17 protein-coding genes are annotated in these 24,223 nt (G+C 40.1%); 10 read left to right on the top strand and 7 right to left on the bottom strand.

Features of this window, described 5'->3' with window-relative positions:
- The first annotated feature begins 179 nt into the window (after nt 1–179).
- Nucleotides 180–953 carry a response regulator gene (locus FD723_RS30735; protein ID WP_179068724.1) on the top strand — a complete coding sequence of 258 codons (774 nt, stop codon included), beginning with the start codon at nt 180–182 and terminating at the stop codon, nt 951–953.
- Nucleotides 954–1,291: 338 nt separating this feature from the next.
- On the opposite strand, the gene FD723_RS30730 is transcribed toward FD723_RS30735, so the two are convergent.
- Entirely contained in the window at nt 1,292–2,023 is a 732-nt protein-coding gene (locus FD723_RS30730; protein ID WP_179068723.1) for a HEAT repeat domain-containing protein, read from the bottom strand.
- Nucleotides 2,024–2,146: 123 nt separating this feature from the next.
- Here FD723_RS30730 and FD723_RS30725 point away from each other — a divergent pair, with 123 nt between their 5' ends.
- Nucleotides 2,147–2,755, top strand: coding sequence for a hypothetical protein (locus FD723_RS30725; RefSeq protein ID WP_179068722.1), 609 nt, complete (start codon nt 2,147–2,149; stop codon nt 2,753–2,755).
- Nucleotides 2,756–2,836: 81 nt separating this feature from the next.
- On the opposite strand, the gene FD723_RS30720 is transcribed toward FD723_RS30725, so the two are convergent.
- The 3 genes from FD723_RS30720 to FD723_RS30710 all read right to left on the bottom strand — a co-directional run bounded on the left by FD723_RS30720 (nt 2,837) and on the right by FD723_RS30710 (nt 4,442).
- Nucleotides 2,837–3,388, bottom strand: a complete 552-nt coding sequence (locus FD723_RS30720) for a hypothetical protein (protein WP_179068721.1) — start codon at nt 3,386–3,388, stop codon at nt 2,837–2,839.
- Between the two features lie 100 nt (nt 3,389–3,488).
- On the bottom strand, nt 3,489–3,746 hold the full coding sequence (locus tag FD723_RS30715) for a hypothetical protein (protein ID WP_179068720.1): 258 nt from the start codon (nt 3,744–3,746) through the stop codon (nt 3,489–3,491).
- A 168-nt stretch (nt 3,747–3,914) separates the two neighbouring features.
- Entirely contained in the window at nt 3,915–4,442 is a 528-nt protein-coding gene (locus FD723_RS30710; protein ID WP_256874978.1) for a cupin domain-containing protein, read from the bottom strand.
- Between the two features lie 125 nt (nt 4,443–4,567).
- Here FD723_RS30710 and FD723_RS30705 point away from each other — a divergent pair, with 125 nt between their 5' ends.
- From FD723_RS30705 to FD723_RS30690, 4 genes are all read left to right on the top strand, one after another.
- Entirely contained in the window at nt 4,568–5,020 is a 453-nt protein-coding gene (locus tag FD723_RS30705) for a hypothetical protein (protein ID WP_218651768.1), read from the top strand.
- A 108-nt stretch (nt 5,021–5,128) separates the two neighbouring features.
- Nucleotides 5,129–5,299, top strand: a complete 171-nt coding sequence (locus FD723_RS30700) for a hypothetical protein (protein WP_179068719.1) — start codon at nt 5,129–5,131, stop codon at nt 5,297–5,299.
- 1,245 nt (nt 5,300–6,544) lie between these two features.
- Nucleotides 6,545–11,968, top strand: a complete 5,424-nt coding sequence (locus tag FD723_RS30695; protein ID WP_179068718.1) for an ATP-binding sensor histidine kinase — start codon at nt 6,545–6,547, stop codon at nt 11,966–11,968.
- 189 nt (nt 11,969–12,157) lie between these two features.
- Nucleotides 12,158–17,626, top strand: a complete 5,469-nt coding sequence (locus tag FD723_RS30690; protein WP_179068717.1) for an ATP-binding sensor histidine kinase — start codon at nt 12,158–12,160, stop codon at nt 17,624–17,626.
- 24 nt (nt 17,627–17,650) lie between these two features.
- On the opposite strand, the gene FD723_RS30685 is transcribed toward FD723_RS30690, so the two are convergent.
- Nucleotides 17,651–17,962 (bottom strand): transposase, encoded by a 312-nt coding sequence (locus tag FD723_RS30685; RefSeq protein ID WP_256874977.1) that lies wholly within the window; start codon nt 17,960–17,962, stop codon nt 17,651–17,653.
- Nucleotides 17,963–18,226: 264 nt separating this feature from the next.
- Between FD723_RS30685 and FD723_RS30680 the strand changes: the two genes are divergently transcribed.
- The 4 genes from FD723_RS30680 (at nt 18,227) to FD723_RS30665 (ending at nt 21,989) form a co-directional block, all read left to right on the top strand.
- Nucleotides 18,227–18,448 carry a hypothetical protein gene (locus FD723_RS30680; RefSeq protein ID WP_179068716.1) on the top strand — a complete coding sequence of 74 codons (222 nt, stop codon included), beginning with the start codon at nt 18,227–18,229 and terminating at the stop codon, nt 18,446–18,448.
- 110 nt (nt 18,449–18,558) lie between these two features.
- Nucleotides 18,559–20,322: an ATP-binding protein gene (locus FD723_RS30675; protein ID WP_179068715.1), complete on the top strand. Its 1,764-nt coding sequence runs from the start codon at nt 18,559–18,561 to the stop codon at nt 20,320–20,322.
- Nucleotides 20,315–20,761 carry a response regulator gene (locus FD723_RS30670; RefSeq protein ID WP_179068714.1) on the top strand — a complete coding sequence of 149 codons (447 nt, stop codon included), beginning with the start codon at nt 20,315–20,317 and terminating at the stop codon, nt 20,759–20,761. Before FD723_RS30675 ends, FD723_RS30670 begins: the two co-directional genes overlap by 8 nt.
- An 82-nt stretch (nt 20,762–20,843) precedes the next feature.
- Nucleotides 20,844–21,989, top strand: coding sequence for a hybrid sensor histidine kinase/response regulator (locus FD723_RS30665; RefSeq protein ID WP_179068713.1), 1,146 nt, complete (start codon nt 20,844–20,846; stop codon nt 21,987–21,989).
- A gap of 23 nt (nt 21,990–22,012) precedes the next feature.
- On the opposite strand, the gene FD723_RS30660 is transcribed toward FD723_RS30665, so the two are convergent.
- Both FD723_RS30660 and FD723_RS30655 read right to left on the bottom strand, forming a co-directional pair.
- Entirely contained in the window at nt 22,013–23,611 is a 1,599-nt protein-coding gene (locus FD723_RS30660; protein WP_179068712.1) for an Hsp70 family protein, read from the bottom strand.
- A 184-nt stretch (nt 23,612–23,795) separates the two neighbouring features.
- Nucleotides 23,796–24,140: a macro domain-containing protein gene (locus tag FD723_RS30655; protein ID WP_256874976.1), complete on the bottom strand. Its 345-nt coding sequence runs from the start codon at nt 24,138–24,140 to the stop codon at nt 23,796–23,798.
- Nucleotides 24,141–24,223: the final 83 nt, after the last annotated feature.

The following is a 24,223-nucleotide window of genomic DNA, read 5'->3' as shown; positions in this document are numbered from 1 at the left end:
TTTGACAGCTGATTAGTAGTAATAAGCAAAGTTTATGCCACTGCAACCCGATGAACGAACACAATCCTAATTTGGATTTGATCAGTAGCAGTTGTAAAGATTTTGGTTATTTACAAAATAAACATTGCATGAAAGTCTGTCAAAAACGAATAATCGATATATAGCAAGCCAATAGTCTCATGAACACTTTGATCACAAACATTCATCGGATTCTTATTGTAGAAGATGAATTTATCCTTGCAATGAACTTAAAAGAAAATTTAGAGTGGCTCGGATACACTGTTGTAGATATTGTAGATTATGGAGAAACAGCAATTGAGAAAGCAACTGAGCTTCGCCCAGATTTAGTTTTAATGGATATTAAACTGGCGGGTAAAATTGATGGCATTCAAGCAGCAGAAGAAATTTGGAATTGTCTCAAAATCCCTTCTATTTATGTTACAGCATACTCTGATAAGAGTACTGTAGAAAGGGCAACAGTGACATTTACTTTTGGTTATATTTTAAAACCTGTTAGCCAAGAAGACCTATATGTTGCTATTCAAATGGCACTCAATATTATTAAACATAAACAAGCAGAGATAATATTATACAAAGCGTATGAAGAATTAAAAATGAAGGTTAAAAACTATACTGCAAAACTTGCTTCCGTTAACGATGAATTAAAGATAGAAGTTACAAATCCCCATCAAATACAGTCAGAAATATCGATAAATGAGGAGTACATTTTTCCCAACAAAAAGCTTAATTGTTCATTAACATCACGCCAGATTGAAATCCTAAAGTTCATTGCAGAAGGTCATTCTACAAAAGAGATCGCAGAGTTGTTAAACATCAGTCCTAAAACAGTCGAAGCACACCGAGCACATTTGATGAAACGGCTTAATATTTATGATATTGTAGGTCTAGTACGCTATGCAGTTAGTATAAAATTAGTAACTTTTAATATCTAAGTTTATGGGGAGCATCCCAAATGTGCAAAAATAAAGAAAGGAAAATTATTCGCAATAAATCCTCGCGAATAATAAGGGGGACTAAATCTTGTGGATCTTCCGACTCTTGCTCACTGGAGTTTAGACTAGGCTATGCAAAACGACCCAGCACGGCTGAGTTAATCAGAGACACTCAATGCTGAGTGAATACAAGAACTTAACTTTAACTATGGGTATTCTCGCTAAAAAAGTACGAGTCAGAATAGCTTTTCTAAAATCAGTACTTTTCCGTTTTTAACACGCCATCTGTCAACAGCAACTACAAAACAGACAGACCACTAGAGTTCTAGAAAATATAGTTAATTGGTAGGTAAATTGTATGGTTTACGCAGTGGTGGTTCTCCTCCAGTCATAAGAGTAACTGAATCTTCAGCTTCCTCACCTACAGACCACCACCCGGCTACGATTGTTTTATCAGTCTGTGCCAATAGTTGCAGCTTGGGCAAAGTCTCCTTGATTTCTAAGGCACCAGCAGCAAAACATGACCAAAACCTAACTTCAGGTTCAGTATCATCCAACCCTTGGATAATTACACTCACTGCTGGCTGATATAAATTTTCTGGTAATTCATGAGAGAGCTTATTGCCAATTCCTTCTAATGCTTGCGCTCTAACAAAAGGAGCCTCAGCAATATTTGCTGCTACTTCGGTTAGGGTACTAATTACTTCATGATTTCCTTGATAATTCGACAGAAAGGAGATTGCATATACCACACTATTTCGCTGTATGGGATCAGAACTGGTGGACAGAATAGACAACAAAGATTTTAGATGCCTCTCAGTAGCGATGAGACTGAGGGAAGTTGCTGCTTGCATCCATAATTCACGACGTTGACCAGACAAAGTACGAATAAGGGCATCAGCGTCTCGCTCATCACCAACTCTTCCGACTAACCAACAAGCTGTCTGTGCTTTCTCAAAGTCAAGGGTATCAATCCAATTACCACTACGGGAAGCAAACCCTAGTCTTTCAAGTGTCTCGATCTCACCTACTGCTTCTGGAAATTGATTTTTGACTTCTTGAAGATTCATAAATTGGGGTAAAAATAGCGTCGCCCACACTAGGGGCTTATTGGCTGAAAGTATTACTATTCATCTTAATTTGTCAATGGCTGTAACCAATAAATTCAAGTATGCTGAATTTATCAGTGAAGAGTGCAGATTCCACAGGAGATAGCTTTGTTCAATATCAACCTTTCTTTTTGTATCTGGTTAAAACAACGTTATACAGTCATTGGAGTTTTATTGCTTGCTATATCTATTACAGCTTGCAATAACTCTGCTACATCACAACTAGCATCTGCCAATCGCCCAACCCTGGCAAATCTTTCGGACAGGTCTAATTCATCTTCTCCACCCGCCTCTGGCACACAAAATCCTGACAATAACCAGTCCCAAGAACAACAAGCAGTCCAACTCATTCATGATTATTACGATGCCATCGCTCGCCAAGACTATAAACAAGCTTACTTGGCTTGGGATGGAGATGGTAGTGCCAGTAAGCAATCATTTGAGGAATTTCAGCAGGGTTTTGCTAACATCGTATCCATTGTTGAAGAAGTCGGAAAACCGGGTTCTTTAGAAGGGGCAGCAGGCTCGCTATATATTGAAATTCCCGTTACTGTTACGAGTGTTACTAGCAATGGAACTCCACAGCGTTTTCGTGGTAGCTATAAGCTGCGACGAGTCAATAACGTTCCTGGCTCAACTCCAAACCAACGTAGATGGCATATCTACTCGGACAATATTTCTCTTGAGCAGTAATTGGTTCTAGATTTCCCTTTTCTCTTTAACCGAACTGTATTGCAACGTGATTGAAGCAGTTAGCCTAGAAAAATAGGTAATTTAACCAAGATAAGGATATTGTGGCGGTTTGATTTTCAATAATTCTGTCCAGTATTTTATAGCATTATGTTTGGTGGTTTCTGTGTCACGCGATTTATGAACTTTGCCTATCTCCATTATAAAATATGTAAGTTTAAGAGCAGTAAGTAAGTTCATCAACCCTACCGCTTGAAAATGTTGTAAAAATAAGTGAATAAGAGTTTGTAATTTTTGTTGATGACGAAAATACATCCACCATTTCATTTGATGTATGGCAATGCTGTTTTGATAAACTAATGTAGTTTCTACTTGGGTTAATTTATCTTTAACTTGATGATAAAACTGTATTTCTTTGTCAAAATCACCTGCTTCTTGGGCTAAAACAGCATCATCAGATAATTGATAAGCCTGACTAATTAAATTACCTGCCGTTTCGGACTGCTGTTGAGTATAACCAAGTTTCATATATATAGTAGCTGCTGCTGATGCCAATTCTGCAAACTCCTCAGCATCATGTAACCAATATATTTGTGCTTGTAATTCCCCTAGTGTGGCTGCTAAAGTCTCATTCATATTCAATCTAACTTTTCCTATAAGGCAATCTGGTCGTGATGCGTTCAGGGTTTCCTCTAAGAAAATGAAAAGGGCGATCGCTGAAACGATAATGCGTTTTTTACTCTTTGAGATTAGCGGATGCTCCCCTCGTGTAAGCTAAAGCTAATATTCCAAGGGTGATGCAACGGGAGCTTGATGATAACGAAGAAGACCATTCAGTGTAGGGTTTGTGAACTGTGTTGAGGATTGAAAGCCGATGTGCGCCTAATTCCCCAGTGACCATTGTATAGCGGTCATCTTGCTTCATTTTTATCCCCAAAATGTCATTTGGAGTAATTGTAAAGCAATCACCTCTAGCATCGTCAGGCGATCGCATTTTCACGGAAATAACTGTTGAAGTGCGCCGTTCTTAGAGGATGCATGGTGATCGCTCCCCCTCACAACCCTCAATCCCTGTATCAAATATACCAACTACCATGTCTGGCAAAGGATTTGGTCAAGGTAAACCCACAAAAATAGTACAAAAAGCATCCTGCAATTATTGCTAGTAGGGACTCGGAGCAGGTTCTCCCACACTGTTAGTCCAGATGTCGTCTGGCTGCGATCGATCGCGGTGACATACCCGATCAAGGTCAGGATACGTGATTGTGTCTACTGCCGCTCGGTTGCCGACTACAAGGCATCGCGTTGCCTTGGCGCTGCGATTCTCAAGGAAGTGACCTACCGCCACTCCTGCTTGAAAAGTTGCAGCGTCGCCAGGACGTAATACAGTCTTTGTGTCTCCTTCAATGAGCGTGATCTCGCCTTCGAGGACATAGACCATTTCATCCTCAGCACTATGCCAATGCTTGATCGATGAACGAGAGCCAGGTTGCAGAACTTCGATGAACGCGCCAAACAGGGTAAGCCCTCCTGCTTCGCTGATCCAGAGGGTGCGATTTGGCTCGTGCGCGGCGTGAGAAGGGCTTTCCTCTACGACGAAACGATCAGGAGTGATAACAGTCATACTGACACCTCTAGGAATTCTGGGGCATATATCTATTCCATTATGTCTAGTAGTCTGCCAACCCAAAAATGCGCTTGTGAGGACTGGGGAAAGGGGACAGGGAAAAAGGTAAGAGATTTAAACCCTTTCCCCCTTCCCCTTTTCCCCGCCAAGTGAACTTGGCGAACTACTAGTAGTTTGCCAAGGGAATTTTGCGTGATGGCAAGCTCTTGGGCAGAGGTAGGGGGGAAAGAACTTGTACAAATCTCTCCTCTGCCGACCTCCACAAGCGCGATTTTGGGGAAAGCGAACTACTAGGGTACGAATCGAAGCAAAACTTTATAGATGGTCAGCGTCCAGTCGATCCAAGTAATATTGAAATTAAAGAAATAATTAATATAGATGGTGAGCGACCAATTGGGAAAAATGAAACCGATTATGATAAAACAATTAATATAGATGGTCAACGCCCGATCGAGAAGAGCGCTTTTCAAGAACATGAGATGCTAAATGTAGACGGTAAGCGTCCAATTGACCCTAGCGATTTAGAGGTTGAAGCTGTTATTGACATAGACGGTCAACGTCCGATCGCTAAAAGTAATTTTCTATCTTCAGATACTCTAGAGATAGACGGTAGTCGCCCAATAGGTTCAAATAACAGCTAACACATCAACTAGGGCGATAATGATTGATTTTGAACCTTGAGACAGGTTGTTGCGTCAGTATGTTGATCTTCGGTTGGTTGTTCATGAGCTTCCCCCGATAAATTCTGAGTGCAACAGCTATTGGGACAAAGTGCGATGCGATCGCGTCGCTTGAGATTGAATCAAGTCCATAAGATTTATCTAATTCGAGACTATGCATATAACTTTAATGTTCATAGCTTAGAAGCAGAGGCTCTGTTAGCTAAATCTAATGCCCCAGACGTTGATACCAAGTGGTAGGAAATAACATTTGCTAGCCTAACAACTTAATTCCTTTATCAAACCAGAAACTGCTTGATAAATTTTATACTTTACGTCTACTCTCAACTTCTCATTTATCTCATTTAGTTTAATTAACACTAAGTATAAAAGACTGATTGTAGATATTTTTGGTAACAATGGTCAAATGACATGCTATTAATCTTTTTGAGATATCTCATCAAGATGAATTCTCACGGCTATCAGCATATACTTAGTAAATAAAGTTACTTTTTACTTAGATTTGATTTTTGCGTAGGCGTAGCCCGCCGAAGGCATCACTTACTTTTTACGCAATCTGACAAAACCGCATTGCTCCCTGCCAGCCTCTCTAATTCGCGCATAAAGTGAAATTTTACATTTAATCATGGCAATTTGTAGTGTCTATGGCAATATTAGTGGCAATTTATACTTAATTTTCGATTTTATGTAGGGAAACTGCTTGATTATGGCACGAAATGGGCGATCGCTCGAATGCTGGAGAGTAGGCTCATCGCAGTTTAAAAGTATGCTTTTAAAAGCATTTGGGCTGTTGTTAAATCAAAGTCGGAAAATTTCAATTTATCTGCGAATTCGCTACCTGTTTCAAACCGTTACGCCACAAGCAATTTCACTTTATGCGCGAATCTCGTCGTCTCAAACTCCTATAACTTCCTTGTTCAAATTTCATTTAGTCTGCGAACCGACACTAATTTTTCACCTAAACTTGCCCAGGCGTTTTGAAAGCATAAACGTGCCGCCCCGGCAAACTTATGGTTACAGTCACACTAACCCCCCTTTTTAAGGGGAACTGGAATCAAAGTCCCCCAATTTATCGGGGGATTTAGGGGGATCTAAAACTGTTTGATACCGACAAGAGGACTTTTCAAACATCCTCTTAAATTCAGTATTTTAAGAGGGCAAGCAAGATAATCAGGAAAATCCTTAATTCCTCTAAGGATTTTCCTAATGGTATTTTTTATTATTCGAGGTTAATCTTATAGAAAATTGTCAAATTAATGTTTCATTATGTAAATCATATAAGTCCAATTATTTTCAAGATTTTTTGTCAGCATGAAATAGTTTAAATTGATATTTGCTCAGTTTTTTTAAGTTTATTGCTAATTAAAACCTCTAAAATCCTTCACTGTTTCTTGACAAAACTATCATTAGTTCTACCAATGCGGCCAGAGTTTAAATGATTAATATTAGAGAAGTCGTGAAGAAATCTAAAAGGGTAAACATAGTATGTTTAGCACCAAAATTAGTATTACCGGTTATGAAGTTAGCGAAGAACTGTACAACGGTTCTCGAACTCTAGTTTATCGGGGATATCGAAAAACTGACTCTTTACCAGTGGTGATTAAATACCTGAAAAATCCTTATCCTAGCTTTAGCGAACTCGTACAATTTAGGAATCAGTACACCATTACCAAAAATCTCAACTATCCCAGAATCGTTCAAACCTATACCCTGGAAGCATATCAGAATGGTTATATATTAGTAATGGAAGATTTTGGCGGAGTTTCTCTTAAGGATTATTTCGCCAAAAATAATAATATCGCGTCTGTAGATAAATTCTTACAAATTGCAATATCTTTGTGTCACACCTTAGATATACTCTCCGATTATCGAATTATTCATAAAGATATAAAACCCGCCAATATATTAATTAATCCTGAAACCGATGAAGTAAAACTAATTGACTTTAGTATTGCCTCTTTGTTACCACGAGAAACTCAAACGCTCATTAGCCCTAATGTATTAGAAGGTACACTGGCTTATATTTCCCCAGAACAAACCGGAAGGATGAATCGGGGGATTGACTACCGAACTGACTTTTATTCTTTAGGTATTACTTTTTATGAATTACTTACAGGAAAGTTACCCTTTCAATCAAATGATGTGATGGAGTTAGTGCATTGTCATATTGCGAAACAACCTCCACTTTTAGAGAATAGGGAACAGATTCCCCAAGTTCTTTGTGACATCGTGACCAAATTAATGGCAAAAAATGCCGAAGATCGTTATCAAAGTGCATTAGGGCTAAAATTTGATTTAGAAATTTGTTTAGATCAGCTAAAAGAAATTGGCAGAATTGAGAGTTTTCCAATTGCTCAACGAGATGTGTGCGATCGCTTCATTATTCCTGATAAACTCTATGGAAGAGAAACAGAAGTAGAAACCCTACTCCAAGCATTTGAAAGAGTTAGCCAAGGTGCAACTGAAATGATGCTGGTAGCTGGGTTTTCCGGGATTGGTAAAACTGCGGTTGTTAACGAAGTTCATAAACCGATTGTTCGTCAACGCGGTTACTTTATTAAAGGCAAATATGATCAATTTAATCGGAATATTCCCTTCTCAGCGTTTGTGCAAGCTTTCCGAGATTTAATGGCACAATTGTTAACAGAAAGTGACCCGAAAATTCAGGAATGGAAAACTAAGATTCTAGAAGCTGTTGGTGAGAATGGACAGGTAATTATTGAAGTTATCCCCGAATTAGAAAAAATCATTGGTCAACAAACACCTGCGACAGAATTATCAGGAACTGCGGCACAAAATCGATTTAATTTATTATTCCAAAAATTCACCCAAGTCTTTACCAGTCACAAACATCCATTAGTGATGTTTTTAGATGATTTGCAGTGGGCTGATTCAGCATCACTGATGTTAATGCAGTTATTAATGGCTGATACAAAGCATTTTTTATTAATTGGTGCTTACCGTGATAACGAAGTCAAACCAGCACATCCGTTAATGTTGACTTTGAATGATATCCAAAAAACAGCAGCCACGATTAATACAATTACTTTAGCACCACTGAGTGAAGAACAGGTAAATCAATTAGTTGCTGACACACTGAAATGCTCAGAAAATTTGGCATGGACTCTTTCTCGCTTGATATTTCAGAAAACTCAAGGTAATCCATTTTTTGCTACACAGTTCCTCAAAGCATTACATCAAGATGGATTAATTGAATTTAACTTCGAGTTGAGGTGTTGGCAATGTGATATCACCCATATAAATCAGCGATCGCTCACAAATGATATCGTTGAATTTATGGCATTGCAATTACAAAAGTTGCCAGAATCAACTCAAGAAATTTTAAAATTAGCTGCTTGTATCGGGAATCAGTTTGATTTAGAAACATTAGCAATTGTTTCTAAACAATCAAAAATAGAAACGGCTGTTTGTTTATGGAATGCTTTACAGGAAGGTTTGATTTTACCTCAAAGTGAGGTTTATAAGTTTTTTGTAGGGTCAGAAAATCAAGCTGTTACTCAAGAAAATTCCGAAATTATTGGATATAAGTTTCTCCACGATCGCATTCAACAAGCAGCCTATTCCTTGATTCCCTTAGAGCAAAAGCAAAAAACACATTTTATGATTGGTCAATTGTTGTTGCAAGGGTTATCCGAGCAGGAACAACAAGAACGAATTTTTGACCTAGTAAACCAACTGAATTTAGGACAAGGTGCGATCGCTGAAGATGTTTCCCTTTCGAGCATCGCCACCGATGAGCAGAAAAAACAACAAGCTCAGTTAAACCTGCAAGCAGGGCAAAAGGCAAAATTGTCGGCAGCTTATCAAGCATCCCTGATTTATTGTACTACTGGGATTGATTTATTACCTACAACCGCTTGGCAAACTGACTATAAATTAATATATAGCTTGCACCGCGAGGGTTCAGAAGCAGCTTATCTGTGTGGTGATTTTGACCGAGCCGAAGTCCTTTATGGGGAAGCACTTAGCCATGCTCAAACACCCCTGGACAAAGCGGTGATTTATCGCGTGCAGATGACTCAATATCAGCTTCAGGGACGCAATGCGGAAGCGATCGCTATGCAACGCCAAAGTTTACAGCTACTTGACTGGGAACTACCAAAAGAACAAGAGTTGATTCAAGAAAGTCTGGATAAAGAAATTGCCATAGTTAACAGATTTTTAGAACAGCAGACTGTTGAATCCATTCTCGATTTTCCCAAAATGTCAGATGCCAGCATTGCAGAAATGTTACGAATTTTACAAATTCTCTTCTATGCTGCATGGCTTAATGGTCAACCGACTTTAGGATTGCTGGTACTCGCCAAGATGACGACTTTATCTTTGCAGTATGGTAACAGCGAGATGTCCCCCTTTAGCTATGCCGGCTATGCCTTAATTGCCAATGCCATCCTCAAAGACTTGGGAACAGCTTATCAGTTTGGACAAACAGCGGTACAGCTTTGCGAACAGTTTGACAATGCAGATGTCCGGGGAATGACTAATTTTATCTTTGCTGCGGATGTCCATAGCTGGAGTCATCCAATTAGAGAAGCAGATAAATATTATGACAACGCCTATAAATATGGCATGGAAGCAGGGAACTGGCTGACCGTTGGCTTTATGATCATGCAAAGTGGTTCCGATCGCCTCACTTATGGTAAAAACCTAGATGAACTATATGCGATCGCTCAAGCTCATGCAGATTTTCTCCGTCACATCAAAAGTTTAGAGAACTTAGATGCTTTAATAGCCGGAGTTATTCAACCAATTCGCAATCTTCTTGGTTTAACAAAAACCACCTTTAGCTTTGATGATGATAGTTTCAGTGAAGCTGAGTATTTACAAAAATATGGCAATACTCCTTATCATCTGGCTTGGTTATATTCGGTCAAAATTCGTCATGCTTATTTATTTGACTACAAAGCCGCATACCCAGATTTAATTCCTCAACTGAGCATAATTGAAAACACGATTTCCAGTCATGCCAAAGTGCCTTCTAGCGTGTTTTACGTAGCATTAATGCATCTATCTCTAGCTGAAATTGCTAGCGACGAACAAGAGCGTCAGTTCCATTGGCAAGCGCTGATTCCCCTAGAGGAACGCTTAAATAATTGGGCAACAGCCTGTCCAGAAAATATTCTCCACAAGTGTCTTCTAATACAAGCAGAAAAAGCACGACTAAAGGGAAAAAAAGCAGAGGCACTTGATTTTTACGAACAAGCCATTGCTCAAGCTCAACATCAAGGTTATGGTTACGAACAAGCGCTAGCCAACGAACTTGCAGCTAAATTTTTCCTCAATTGGGGGAAAGAAAAAGCCGCCTCAGATTATCTACATGAAGCTTACTATTGCTATAGCCGTTGGGGCGCAAAAGCCAAAATTTTGGACTTAGAAAAATGCTATCCCCAACTTCTCAAACCTATTTTAGAACAGCAACAACTTACCCTCAATCCCCTAGAAAGTATTTACTTTTGTGCGACTTCCTCTTCTACTCGCACTTCTACCACAGGTAGCACCAGTATTTCCGATGCCCTAGATTTAACCTCTGTCCTCAAAGCCGCTCAAGCTATTTCCAGTTCTCTGGAATTAGATCAACTCATTGCCAGCCTCACTCGCATTATTCTAGAAAACTCTGGTGCGAAAAAAGCTGTACTGCTGCTTCCCCAAGAAGATATTTGGCAAGTTCGAGCAATTACGTCTATCGATCGTGAGCAAATACAAACTATACTCAAAACACAATCACTAGATAATTGTCAAGACATTCCTGTAAATATTATCTATTATGTCAAAAATACCCAACAAACAGTTGTGATTGACAATTGCCAAACAGATATCCCTGGTTTAATTGGGGAATATATATTGCAATATCAACCCCAAAGTTTATTTTGTACTCCGATTATTAATCAGGGACATTTAGTCGGAATTATCTACCTAGAAAATCAACTGACTCAAGGGGTATTTACTAGTGATCGGATCAGCATTATTCACTTATTATCTTGTCAAGCAGCGATATCTCTAGAAAATGCTCGGCTTTATCAACGATCTGGGCAAGCATTACAAGATTTACAACAAGCACAACTGCAAATTATCCAAGGTGAGAAAATGTCTGCACTGGGTAATTTGGTTGCTGGAATAGCCCATGAAATGAATAATCCTTTAGGCTTTATTTCTGCGACTCTTAAACAAACCAAACCGACTCTTAATGATATTATTGAACACTTAAGTTTATATCAAGAGACATTGACCAACAAGAGTGATGAAATCAAAGACCACGCTGAAGAAATTGACTTAGATTATACCTTAGAAGACTTTCCAAAAATGATAGATGCAATGGTGATAGCTTGCGACAGATTGATAAATATTAGTACTAGTCTCCGCACTTTTTCTCGTGCTGATAAAGATTACAAAGTGCCATTTAATATCCACGAAGGAATTGATAGTACAGTGTTAATCCTCAAACATCGCTTGAAAGCAAATGAAGAACGTCCAGCAATTGAAGTAATTACTAACTATGGTAATTTACCCTTAATTAATTGTTTTGCCGGACAATTAAATCAAGTATTTATGAATATTATCGCCAATGCAATTGATGCCTTTGAAGAATCAAATATTGGGCACACTTTTGCAGAAATTCAAGCTAAACCTAACTGGATTAAAATTACAACATTCCATGTAGATGAATATGTGAAAATATCAATTACTGATAATGGTCAAGGAATTAGTGAAGCAGTCAAACAAAAGATTTTCGATCATTTGTTTACTACTAAAGAGGTGGGTAAAGGAACTGGTTTAGGATTAGCGATCGCTAAGTCTATTGTGGTAGAAAAACATCACGGTAGTTTGGATGTGTATTCTACCCCAGGCAAGGGAACTGAATTTGTGATCACCTTACCGATTCTGGCTTGATTTAGTAAACAAGGCAGTTTATTAGGTCATATAAGAGTTTATCAAACATTTGTCCTGCCAGATCATCTCTTTTGAGAGATTGCGACATTAGTTAACATTTAGCTAATGACAAGACTTGCAGAATGTAGACACATTCTGCACAGTTTTACAAATATAAAAAATCAATTTGCATCAACACTTTTGATATAAATGGCTACTCAGACTTCTAACTTAATCATTCCTGGATATCAAATTAATTCTCAACTGTATACAGGTTCCAGAACCAGAGTATATCGAGCTATAAGAAAGCAAGATAAACTCCCTGTGGTCATCAAATTTCTCATTTCGGAATATCCCAACTTCAACGAGTTATTACAATTCCGCAATCAATATACTATTAGTAAACATCTCAAGATTAATGGAATTGTTAATAGTTTATCGTTAGAAAACTATGGCAATAGTTATATTCTGGTGATGGAAGATATTGGGGGAATTTCGTTACAAGAATATATTCAAAGGAATACCCTTTCTCTACTTGAATTCTTATCAATCGCCATTCAATTAACCAAGGTTCTCCATGATTTACACCAAAATCGGGTAATTCATAAAGACATCAAACCTGCAAATATTCTGATTAACCCACAAACAAAACAAATTCAACTGATTGATTTTAGTATCGCTTCATTACTGCCTAAAGAAAACCAAGAAATTAAAAGTCCAAATGTTTTGGAAGGAACTCTGGCTTATATCTCCCCAGAACAAACCGGCAGGATGAATCGAGGAATAGACTACCGCAGCGATTTTTATTCCCTTGGGGTTACATTTTATGAATTATTAACAGGAGAATTACCATTTGACAGTAGCGATCCGATGGAGTTGGTGCATTGTCATCTGGCGAAAATGCCTATTGCATTAGACAACAGGTTCACCCTGAACGGAGCCAAAGGGAAAGAAATTCCGCAGGTAGTTGCAGATATTATCATCAAGTTGATGGCGAAAAACGCTGAAGATCGATATCAAAGTGCCTTGGGATTAAAATCAGATTTAGAAAAATGTCTTGTCCAGTTCCAAGAAATTGGTAGAGTTGAATACTTTGAAATTGCTCAGAGGGATATTTGCGATCGCTTTTTAATTCCCGAAAAACTCTATGGACGAGAATCAGAAGTTGCTACCTTGTTGCAAGCTTTTGAGCGCGTCGCCAATGGCGCATCGGAAATGATGCTGGTGGCAGGATTTTCGGGAATTGGGAAAACAGCTGTTGTGAATCAAGTCCACAAGCCGATTACCCGTCAGCAAGGATACTTTATCAAAGGTAAGTTTGACCAATTCAATCGCAATGTTCCCTTCTCAGCTTTTGTGCAAGCTTTATGCAATTTAATGGGGCAATTGTTGTCAGAATCTGACGCACAATTGGCACAGTGGCGAAGCCAGATTCTTGAAGTTGTGGGAGACAATGGACAAGTTCTCATTGAGGTGATTCCCGAACTAGAACGGGTAATTGGCAAACAACCTCCTGCGCCAGAACTGTCATCAACTGCGGCTCAAAATCGGTTTAACTTATTGTTCCAAAAGTTTATTGCCATTTTTACTAGATTAGAACATCCACTGGTGATATTTTTGGATGACTTACAGTGGGCAGATTTGGCTTCACTCCAGTTAATTAAACTGCTGATGGAGGATAACAGCTATCTGCTGTTGTTGGGGGCTTATCGAGATAATGAAGTATCACTTGTACACCCTTTTATATTGACAGTAGAGGAACTGAAAAAAGTTGGCAAGACTGTCAATACAATTACCCTTGATCCCCTTTCCTTAAATGATACGAATCAGTTGATTACTGATACATTACATTGTGGTAGTGAGTCTGCACAGTCTTTGACAGAATTAATCTTTCGCAAGACACAAGGTAATCCATTTTTTATCACTCAATTTATCAAAGCATTACACGAAGAGGGCCAAATTACGTTTAATTGCGATCGCGGTTATTGGGAATGCGATCTTGCCCAAATCAACACCCAATCTCTTACCGATGATGTTGTAGAATTTATCGCCCAACAGTTGCAGAAATTGCCTAGAGAAACGCAAAATGTCCTCAAATTAGCTGCTTGCATCGGCAACCACTTTGATTTGCATACTTTAGCTATTGTTTCTGAACAATCACCAGCAGAGGCGGCGACAGCTTTGTGGAAAGCTTTGCAGTCAGGACTAATTCTGCCCCAAAATCAGATGTATAAATTTTATCTGAGCCACGAGCAAGGACAGACAAATACTGACAACATCGAGAATGTCACCTATCGCTTTCTGCACGATCGCGTCCAACAAGCTGCCTACTCTTTAATTCCAGCAGATCAGAAGCGCCAAACTCATCGCACAATTGGCGAATTGCTACTGGGCTACACTACTAAAGTAGAGCTAGAAGAAAAAATCTTTGATATTGTCAACCAATTGAATTACGGTGTTGAACTAATTACCCAGCCCAGCAAACGCCAAGAACTGGCTGAGTTAAATTTAGTGGCAGGTAAGCGAGCAAAACTGGCTACGGCTTATGAGTCTGCATATACTTACTTCGATCGAGGAATTCATCTGTTGAGTTCGGATTGTTGGCAGAGTCAATATGCCCTCGCCCTAGATTTATATGTGGGTGCGGCGGAGTCAGCTTGTTTGAAAACTGATTTTGAGACGATGAAAGCTTTGTGTGATTATATTCTGACAGTTGTCACCAAGATTCAGGATCGAGTTAAAATTTACGAACTCCTGATTTTTTACTATCACAATCAATCTCAGTTTTGCGAAGCAGTAACGTTGGCGGTGCAAACTTTAAACCATCTCGGTGAAAAATTTCCAGCCAATCCGAATACTGAGGATTTTCTAGATGCACTTCAGACAACTACCGAGTTGATTCAGCAGGTGGGCTTTGAAAATCTGGCTGAACTCCCACCTATGCAAAATTCTGAGAAACTAGCGGTGATGAAAATTCTGCGCTGCTCTTGCTTTCCTGCCTATTTTGCTGTACCAGAAATGTTGGGGTTGCTGGTGTGCCGACTAGTGGATGTGACATTGAAATATGGTCATTCACCTTTAACTCCCTTTGCCTTTGGGATTTTTAGTGTATTAATTAACGCAGTTGTCGGGGATATTGAGACCGGTAAACAATTTGGGGAATTAGCGATCGCTTTAGAACAGCAGCAGCCCGATCTAGAATACCGAGCGGTGACATATAACGCCATCTACGGTTTATCGCACCATTTTTACAAACCTGTGCGCGATGCTCTCCAACCTCTAATTTTAGGTTATCAAAGCTTTGCTCAAAATGGAGATGCTGAAAGTTCTGCTTACTGCCTGATCAATGCCTACTTTTGTGCAATTCTATCGGGACAGAATCTCAAAGACATTCAAACTGAATATGAGAAATACATTCAGTCGGTAATGGGTTTGAAACAAGAACAAGTGATTCACCAATTGCATATTTGGATGCAGGTAGTTCATAACCTGACTGAATCTGTAGAAAATCCTGCTTTCCTCCAAGGTGAATATTTTGATATTACAGTCAAGTTGCCTGAACTATATCAAGACAGTAACTTTAACACCATCAACTACGCTCATACAGCTCAGGCAATGCTGGCTTATTTGTTGGGTGACTATGAACGTTCTCTCTCTCATGCCTTGGCTACAGAACCACATTTAGGAGCTAGCACCGGCAAATTTTTTGTCTCAGCGCATAATTTATATTATTCACTATCTATAACAGCTTTATATTCTCAGTCTTCTCCATCAGAGCAGAGTGAATATCTCAAAAAATTGCAGAGTAACCGGCAGAAAATGAAGAATTTGGCAAACTATTGTCCAGAAAACTTTTTGCATCGATTTTTGCTGATGGAGGCTGAGATTTACCGTCTGCAATATGACTTCTGTACTGCCATTGACCTATACGATCACGCCATAGCTGTAGCAAAAGACAACGGCTACCTCCAAGAAGAAGCACTTAGCAACGAACTGGCCGCTAAATTCTACCTGAATTGGGGTAAAGAAAAAGTTGCCGCTAGTTATATGGAGTCAGCTTATTATTGTTATGCTCGTTGGGGTGCTAAAGCCAAAACCGACGATCTAGAAAACCGCTACCCCGATTTACTGCGCCCAATTTTAGAGCAAGTCACGCAAAACTGGAGTCCACTAGAAACATTGGCAACTCTTGCCACTTCTAATATCTCACTTCCTGCCTCTACAAAAGCCACCTATCTTGTTAGTAAGAGTCTCAATACATCTCTAGATTTTGCCACAGTCCTCAAAGCATCTCAAAGTCTTTCCAGTACGATTCATCTTGACGAACTGCTGCGCCAACTAACTCAAATTATTCTGCAAAACTCTGGTGGCGATCGCTGTGCTTTAATCCTCCCTAATAGCAATGGCAAGTGGTATCTGCAAGCCATTGCCACATCCGAAACAACTCAACTTTGCTCAGAACCACTGGAAGGGAATCTCAATATACCAGTGAAGCTAATTCAGTATGTCAAAAACACTCAAGAAATGGTAGTGATTGATCGTCTCAAAACGGATCTACCGGTGATCGATGAATATTTAACCCAGCAGCAAGCTCAAAGTATTTTATGCTTGCCGATTCTCCATCAAGGAAATTTGATTGGGATTTTGTATTTGAAGAATCGCTCTACTAGTGGGGTGTTTACTAGCGATCGCATTCTTATTCTCGACTTTCTTTGCACCCAAGCCGCCATTTCTTTGGAAAATGCTCGATTGTATCAGCAAGTCGCCAACTATTCTCAAAACCTGGAAGCAGAAGTAGAGCAGAAAACTCAGGCACTCAACCAAAAAGCCCAAGATTTAGAACAAGCCTTGCAACATCTGCAAAAAACCCAGTCACAATTAATTCATACTGAAAAAATGTCATCCCTTGGTCAACTGGTGGCAGGAGTTGCTCATGAAATTAACAATCCCGTTAGCTTTATTAAGGGTAATCTCAATTATCTAGAAAATTACATTGTCGATTTGATGAGTTTACTGGCACTTTATCAAGAGGAATCTGCTCAACCTAGTTCTAAAATTCAAGCAAAATGTGAAGAAATAGAAGTTGATTTTATCTGTCAGGATGCCATTAAGATTTTACAATCGATCAAAATTGGGAGCGATCGCATTAGCCAAATTGTCTTGAGTTTACGTAACTTTTCTCGCTTAGATGAAGCATCAATTAAAGCTGTAGATTTACATAGTGGCATTGAAAGTACACTATTAATTTTGCAAAATCGCTTACAATCTGGCGAACATGAGCCGGAGATACAAATCATTAAAGAATATGGTAATCTCCCAACTATCACCTGCTATCCCGCCCAGCTTAATCAAGTATTTTTACATATTCTGAACAATGCCATTGATGCAATTCGAGAATATGCTGAGGATACAGAACAGCTACAAATACGGATTTGTACTGAAGTGATCGATCATCAGCAAATACGCATTGCGATCGCTAATACTGGTAGTTTTATTCCAGTTCATATTCAAGAACGGATATTTGAACCATTTTTCACTACTAAACCTGTAGGCCGCGGTACAGGCTTAGGATTATTTGTCAGCTATTCTATTATTAAAAAACATGGTGGCAATATCACCGTCAATTCTCTACCGCACAAGGAAACAGAATTTACAATTTTCATTCCGATTAAAACTTAGTTGCTTAAACCTCTTCTAAGCTAGTCAGATCGCTGTATGCCTGCACAGTTTCTCATGCTTGATATCTAGCTGAAATCTAGGAACAGAAATTTTGATTGGTCTTCCTCTGTTTTTTTTAGTTTTCCAAACTCGTTTTGGGATTTGAGGACGAATACCTCGTTTGCGTAGATCAGTGCGTTTTTGTTTCGAGTCGTAACTTTTATCAGCAGCTAGTACTTTGATTCGCTTACGTGGTCTGCCACGTTTTAATGTTTTAAGCTTAACTTTATCGAGTAGAGGTACTACTTGTTCTCTCTCGTTACCGTTGGCTGGGGTAGTGCAATTAGCCAAAGGCATTCCATTCCCCTCTGTAAGCGTGTGTATTAAAATACCTATGTCCATTTTTTCAGTTGAGCGCTGACGCAAAAGGGATTCAAAATTTACTCGCGCTCAATGCGGACATTGCACTACTAGTAGTCTGCCAACCCAAAAATGCTAAGTGAAGACTGGGGAAAGGGAAAGGGGTAAGGGATTTGAAACCTTTCCCCCCGCCCCTTATCCCCAGAGGGGACCCCACCTTCCCCCTTACCCTTTACCCCGCCAAGTTCACTTGGCGAACAGGTGGACGCTGAAAAAGCAGCCGGCCGTCCAGTGAAGCTTGTCAGGAATTGCGTTGCAGCCAAAGGAGCGCGGTTACTGTTTCGGGAATTGGTTAGAGAGTTGAGCAAATCTTCTATTTCGGGGGCGATCGCCAGGCAGATTTTGAGATCGCCACGCTCCGCTTGTAATGACAAGTATTTAAGTGGATATAGTATCAGAGATTGGGACTGTAACTGTCCGTAAAGGTTGAAATTAATTAAGATTTCCTTAAATATTTTTTTGAAGTGCCCTGTAGATAAATTTTGGGGCGTAATCTTCTTAATAGAAGACTTCTATTTCTGCATTTGCTAATTGTGGATCATTTGCCAAACAAGTTACCTCAAGACTTATCTAAGGATCTAAAGCGCGATTTTCAGGTGATCAACCGAGCGCTGCGGGTATTGAGTGCCTGTACCCAAGCTGTGATTCGAGCCGTCGATGAAGCAACACTACTACAAACCCTTTGTCAACTGATTACTGAAGAAGCAGCTTACCGCATGGCATGGGTTGGGTATGTTTGTCACAACGAAGCCAAGACTGTTCAGCCTATTGTCTGGGCAGGCTACGAAGCTGAATACTTGAAAACCGTAAACATTACTTGGGCAAATACGTCACGAGGTCAGGGTCCGACCGGGAGAGCAATTCGATCGCGCCAGCCCATCGCCTGCCAAAATATGCTAGAAGATCCCAACTTTGCACCCTGGCGTCAGACGGCACAGCAACGGGGCTACCAATCCTCACTGGTCATACCCCTATTTGATGCAAGAGAAGTTTTTGGAACTTTGAATATTTACTCCTCTGAAGCCGATGCGTTTAATCCGCAAGAATTAGCTTTGTTGACAGAACTTTCGGATAGTTTGAGTTTTGGTATTCTGGCCTTACGGGCAAAGCAGAAACGCCAGCAGCTAGAACAAGCCCTGAAACTGTCGGAAGATAAATTTGCCAAAGCTTTTTATAGCAGTCCGATCGCTAAAAGTATCATCACTCTAGATGAGGGACGATATTTGGATGTGAACCATAGTTTTGAGTGGCTATTTGGCTATGTCCGAGAGGAAGTGCTAGAGCGTACAACTTTAGAATTGCAGATTTGGCAGAAAGCAGGCGATTGCCAACAGATGCTTCAAGAGTTGAAATTCCAGGGAAAACTCAGAGACTATGAAGTGCAACTTCAGAAGCATAACGGTGAAAAAATTCTTTGCCATATTTCCGCCGAACTAATTCAAATTGAAGAGACGATCTGTATCCTCTCTGCAATTGAGAACATTACGGAACGCAGACAAGCAGAACTAATGATTTTGCGGCTCAATGAAGAGTTGGAACAGCGTGTTGCAGAACGTACTGCCGAACTGACCGAGGCGACTAAACAATTGCAACTATTAAATCAGGAGTTGCAGCAATCCAATCAGGAATTAGAACAGTTTGCCTATGTCGCCTCTCACGATTTACAAGAACCGTTGCGGGCGGTAACAGGATATACCCAATTACTCATGAGTGAGTATGGCGATCGCTTCGATAGCACAGCCCAATCCTACGCTAACTTTGTGGTGGATGGGGCAAAGCGAATGCAACGACTCATTCAAGATTTGCTGGCATACTCACGGGTAGGCACTCGTGGTAAGGAATTTGTCACCACTGATTGTAATCTGGCTGTGCAGCAAGCACTACGTAACTTGCGCGTGGCGATCGCCGAAAATCAGGCTACGGTCACTGTCGAACCACTACCAACATTGAACGCAGACCAAAATCAACTAGTGCAACTCTTCCAAAATCTGATTGGTAATGCAATTAAATTCCATGAAGACAATCGCCCTGATGTTCAGATTCAAGCCACAAAACGTGATCAAGATTATTTATTCCAGGTGAAAGATAATGGTATCGGTATTTCGTCGCAATATTTAGACCAAATCTTTGAGGTATTCAAACGGCTGCACACCCATGATGAATATCCCGGTACAGGGATTGGACTAGCTATCTGTAAAAAAATTGTGACGCGCCATAGTGGAGAAATTTGGGCTGAATCTTCCCTTGGCATGGGTACAACATTCTATTTCACTATCCCCCGTAGTATTTATGAGTAGCAATCCCAATTTACGACCTGTTGAAATTTTATTAGTTGAGGACTCTGCTAGTGATGCCAATTTAATCATTCGAGAACTTAGCAAAGCCGAAGTTGCCAATAATTTGCATTGGGTCAAACATGGTGAAGCAGCTATAGATTATCTCTGCTGCCGAGAAAAGTTTGCTGATGCCCTACGTCCCGATCTAATTTTGTTGGATTTAAATCTACCCAGAATGGATGGTCGTGAGGTGTTGAAAATAGTTAAAGCAGATTCAGCTTTGAAGCGAATTCCAATTGTGATTTTAACAACATCAAATGATGAAGAAGATATTCTACATTCCTATAATCTCAATGCCAATTGCTATATCACCAAACCACTTGATATTCAGCAATTTATTCGTGTTGTTCGACTAATCGATGAGTTTTGGTTGGCTGCTGTTGAGTTACCTGGTGAGTAGAGTTAGCCTCTACCTTTATTAAATCCCTGGTCTAATACTTCACTTCTACCCGATATTGTCAGCCACGGAGATTCATTTTCCTATGCAGCAAGAATCTATTCAAGTTTTATTAGTAGAAGATAGTCTTACAGATGCCCAGTTATTTGAACACGTGTTCTTCCGAGCCGCTACAGGTGACTGGAAACTAGTTCATGCAAAACGGTTGAGCGAGGCTATTAACTATTGCTGTACGCAATCCTTCGATCTGGCATTGCTTGATCTCCGATTGCCTGATTCTGAGGGATTGGCAACTGTATCACGGCTGCATCAAGTGATTCCCGACATTCCAATTATTATTTTGACCGTATCTGATGATGAGGAATTAGCCTTAGAAGCGATGGCACAAGGGGCACAGGATTATCTAGTAAAAGATCAGGTGACAATCCAACTTCTGCGGCGTAGTATTCGGTATGCAATGGAGCGATCGCAAATTCTCCAACAACTCAAGAATCGTGAACGAGAAGCGTTACAAGCACTGGATAGAGAACGGGAATTAAATCAGCTTAAGTCCTACTTTGTTTCAATGGTATCCCATGAATTTCGGAATCCCTTAAGCGCATTACGAGTTTTGAGTGAAGTTTTACTCCACTATGATAGTAACCTGACTGCACAGAAGAAAGAAACCTATTCCCAACAAATAAATACAACAGTTAACCACATGTGTCAGCTTTTAGATGAAGTGATATTGTTGGGAAAAGTCGATACGGGTAATTTTGAAATTGAATTAAGACCACTTCATCTTAAAGAATTTTGTGAGGAGTTAATCACCTCTTTTCAATATAGTGATGAAAATCAACATTCCATAATTTTAGATTGTCAGCAAGATTTACATCCAATAGAAATGGATGCCGATCTTTTAAGGCATATCCTTGCCAATCTGATTTCAAATGCACTTAAATATTCTCCGTCTGGTAGTGAAGTTAGAGTTGAAGTCAGTTTCCTAAATGATCAAGTGACATTCTGTATTCGCGATCGCGGCATCGGTATTCCTGAAACCGAACAGCATCGATTATTTGAGACTTTTAGCCGTTGCAGCAATGTTGGCAAAATTCAAGGAACTGGGCTTGGTTTAGCGATTGTTAAACGTTGTGTTGATTTATATACAGGAGAAATTTCTATTGAAAGCCAAGTTGGTATTGGCACTAACGTGACAGTACTATTACCAGTAGGTGATTCCGCACTCCGGTGAATTGTGAGGTCAACTAAAGTACCTTAACTCAACTGTGCCACAAGTTGATTCTCCAAAAGTGTGTCATTAGTTAATAAGTCTTCAACGGTGATTCGCAAAAAGCGTTGTTCATCAACTTGAAAGAGAATTTTGATGCGATCGCTTCCAGGATATCCGGCTGGCGTCAGTTGGGCAATTGTCTTCGCACCTTCTCGATCGTTGAGGGGTTTGACGCTGGTTTCATTACCATCCAGACGACGAGTAATTAAGCGATCGCCATCAAAATAAACTTCAGTACTACCCGTATCTGCTCCCAATTCTCCCATAATTAATTCAATACTAGGCTGATTTTCCACAGAAGCGCCTAAGACTAATTCCACTGGCTGACTCATTGGGTATGCCTGTCCAGCTTTAATCAGAGAATGCCATTTGTGACGCTGATTGCGGCGATCCCAGTAGCGGATACCATAACTATGATACAGAAAGTCTTTGATTTGTATCCCTTGAGCTAACTGTAAAGCACCTTGAGCGATCGCTTCAAAGGGACGTTCGCAACGGATTTTTTCTGGCTCAAAATACTGTTTGATCCATGTCTGCACTGCTGGCAATTGCACTGTTCCGCCAACTAACAAAACTGCATTAATATCTGGAAGTTCTATCCCTTGGCGTTTTGCTTGTTGCAACAGTGTGGCCATCGACTCATCCAATAACTCAAAAAAGGCGTGTTCTTTGAGGATATTTTCAAACGTGTCGCGGTTTAGTTCTAGTTCATAGCTTTCAAATGTCTCATCATCAAAATAAACTTCACTAGCTTGGTTTTGGGTTGATAGCTGAATTTTTACCCGTTCTGCTAATCTTGTCGTCAAAGGACTTACCGCCAACTCTTGAGTTTTGGCAAAGTAATCTACTAACCAATTATCAATATCAGTGCCACCCAGATTTTGCCCAGCTTTCGCCAATACACGGGCAGTTTTGACTTTTTGTTTTGAATCTTCAGCCAGAGATTTATTACCCCACTTGAGGATAAAACCTAGCGGTTTGGTGGTTGCTTGCACACCTCGATCTAACCGCACAAGGGACAAATCTAAAGTACCACCGCCAAAGTCAATCACTAAAAGAATTTCTTGATCTGCCAAACCATAGCCCAAGGCGGCGGCTGTGGGTTCATCCAGCATTCGCACTTGTTCCACGGGGAGAGCTTGACAAACTTTCCCCAACCAGTGACGATAAGCTTCAAAACTGTCTACAGGTACGGTTAACACGAGAGAATCTAAGCCACCTTCCAGAGGCACTAGTTGTTCAATTACTTTGGTGAGAAACCATTGCCCTACTTGTTCAAAGGTGACAATTTGCCCATCTAGTTCGGGTAAGAAACCTTGAATATCTGCACCGATACCGCGTTTGAAGCTGCGGAAAAATCGCGTTTCGCCTTTGAGGTCAAAACCGCGATCACGTACTTGTTGCCCGACTAAGACTTTATTTTGGGCTGCGTCTTCAACATAAACCAAGCTGGGAATCAGTGGCGGATTGAGACTTTGTTTAATTGATAAGCCTGGTAGAGTCAGGGTTTCTGGCTGTTGGGTTACGGGGTTCCAACGAGCAATGACTGTGTTGCTAGTACCAAAATCGATTGCGATCGCCATATTTTATATTTATTCTCTCGCACGAAGATGCCAAAGCTGCTTTCTTTGTGATTATTCTCCATAAGCTACCAAAAATGCAAATGCGCCTATACGCTTTCTTCTTTGCATCCCAACCTAGATGAATAAATTGTTTCAGACTTCTGTATACACCGTAGGGTGGCTTGGGGGAGAGGTTATTCCAGGATTACTGAATTGATGTTCTAGAATCTCCAGCTTCCCATATCTGAAGTTGCCTTTCAGCCGCAACTATGCAATTGAGATGCTTGGGTGGATACAAAAAATGATCGTAAGCTAATGCCATCTGTCTAGCGGCTTCAGTATATGGCACTCGTCCTATTCCCGTACCCAATCCAGGACAGGCAATGGTGTTAATTTTTTGCCTAGCTTGTTGGTTATGGTGGCGAACTGCTAGCAGCATCGCCCACATCGCGATATAAGGAATATCTGTCCCAGCAATGATCATAGGAACTCGCATCGTAGGGGTATGAGCCAAAAAAGGATGCTTGTGATGATCTGTTTCCACAATCATTAGACTTATCCGCAAAACGTAAATGCTTACTGTGAATGGGTTTGAGCAATTCAGATTGAATAGGCGATCGCTATCTTACTCTA

Origin of the sequence: Nostoc sp. C052, assembly GCF_013393905.1 — a bacterium.
In the GTDB taxonomy this organism is placed as follows: domain Bacteria; phylum Cyanobacteriota; class Cyanobacteriia; order Cyanobacteriales; family Nostocaceae; genus Nostoc.
The sequence above is the reverse complement of the archived record's forward strand: the minus strand, read 5'-3'. Positions and strand labels throughout refer to the sequence as shown.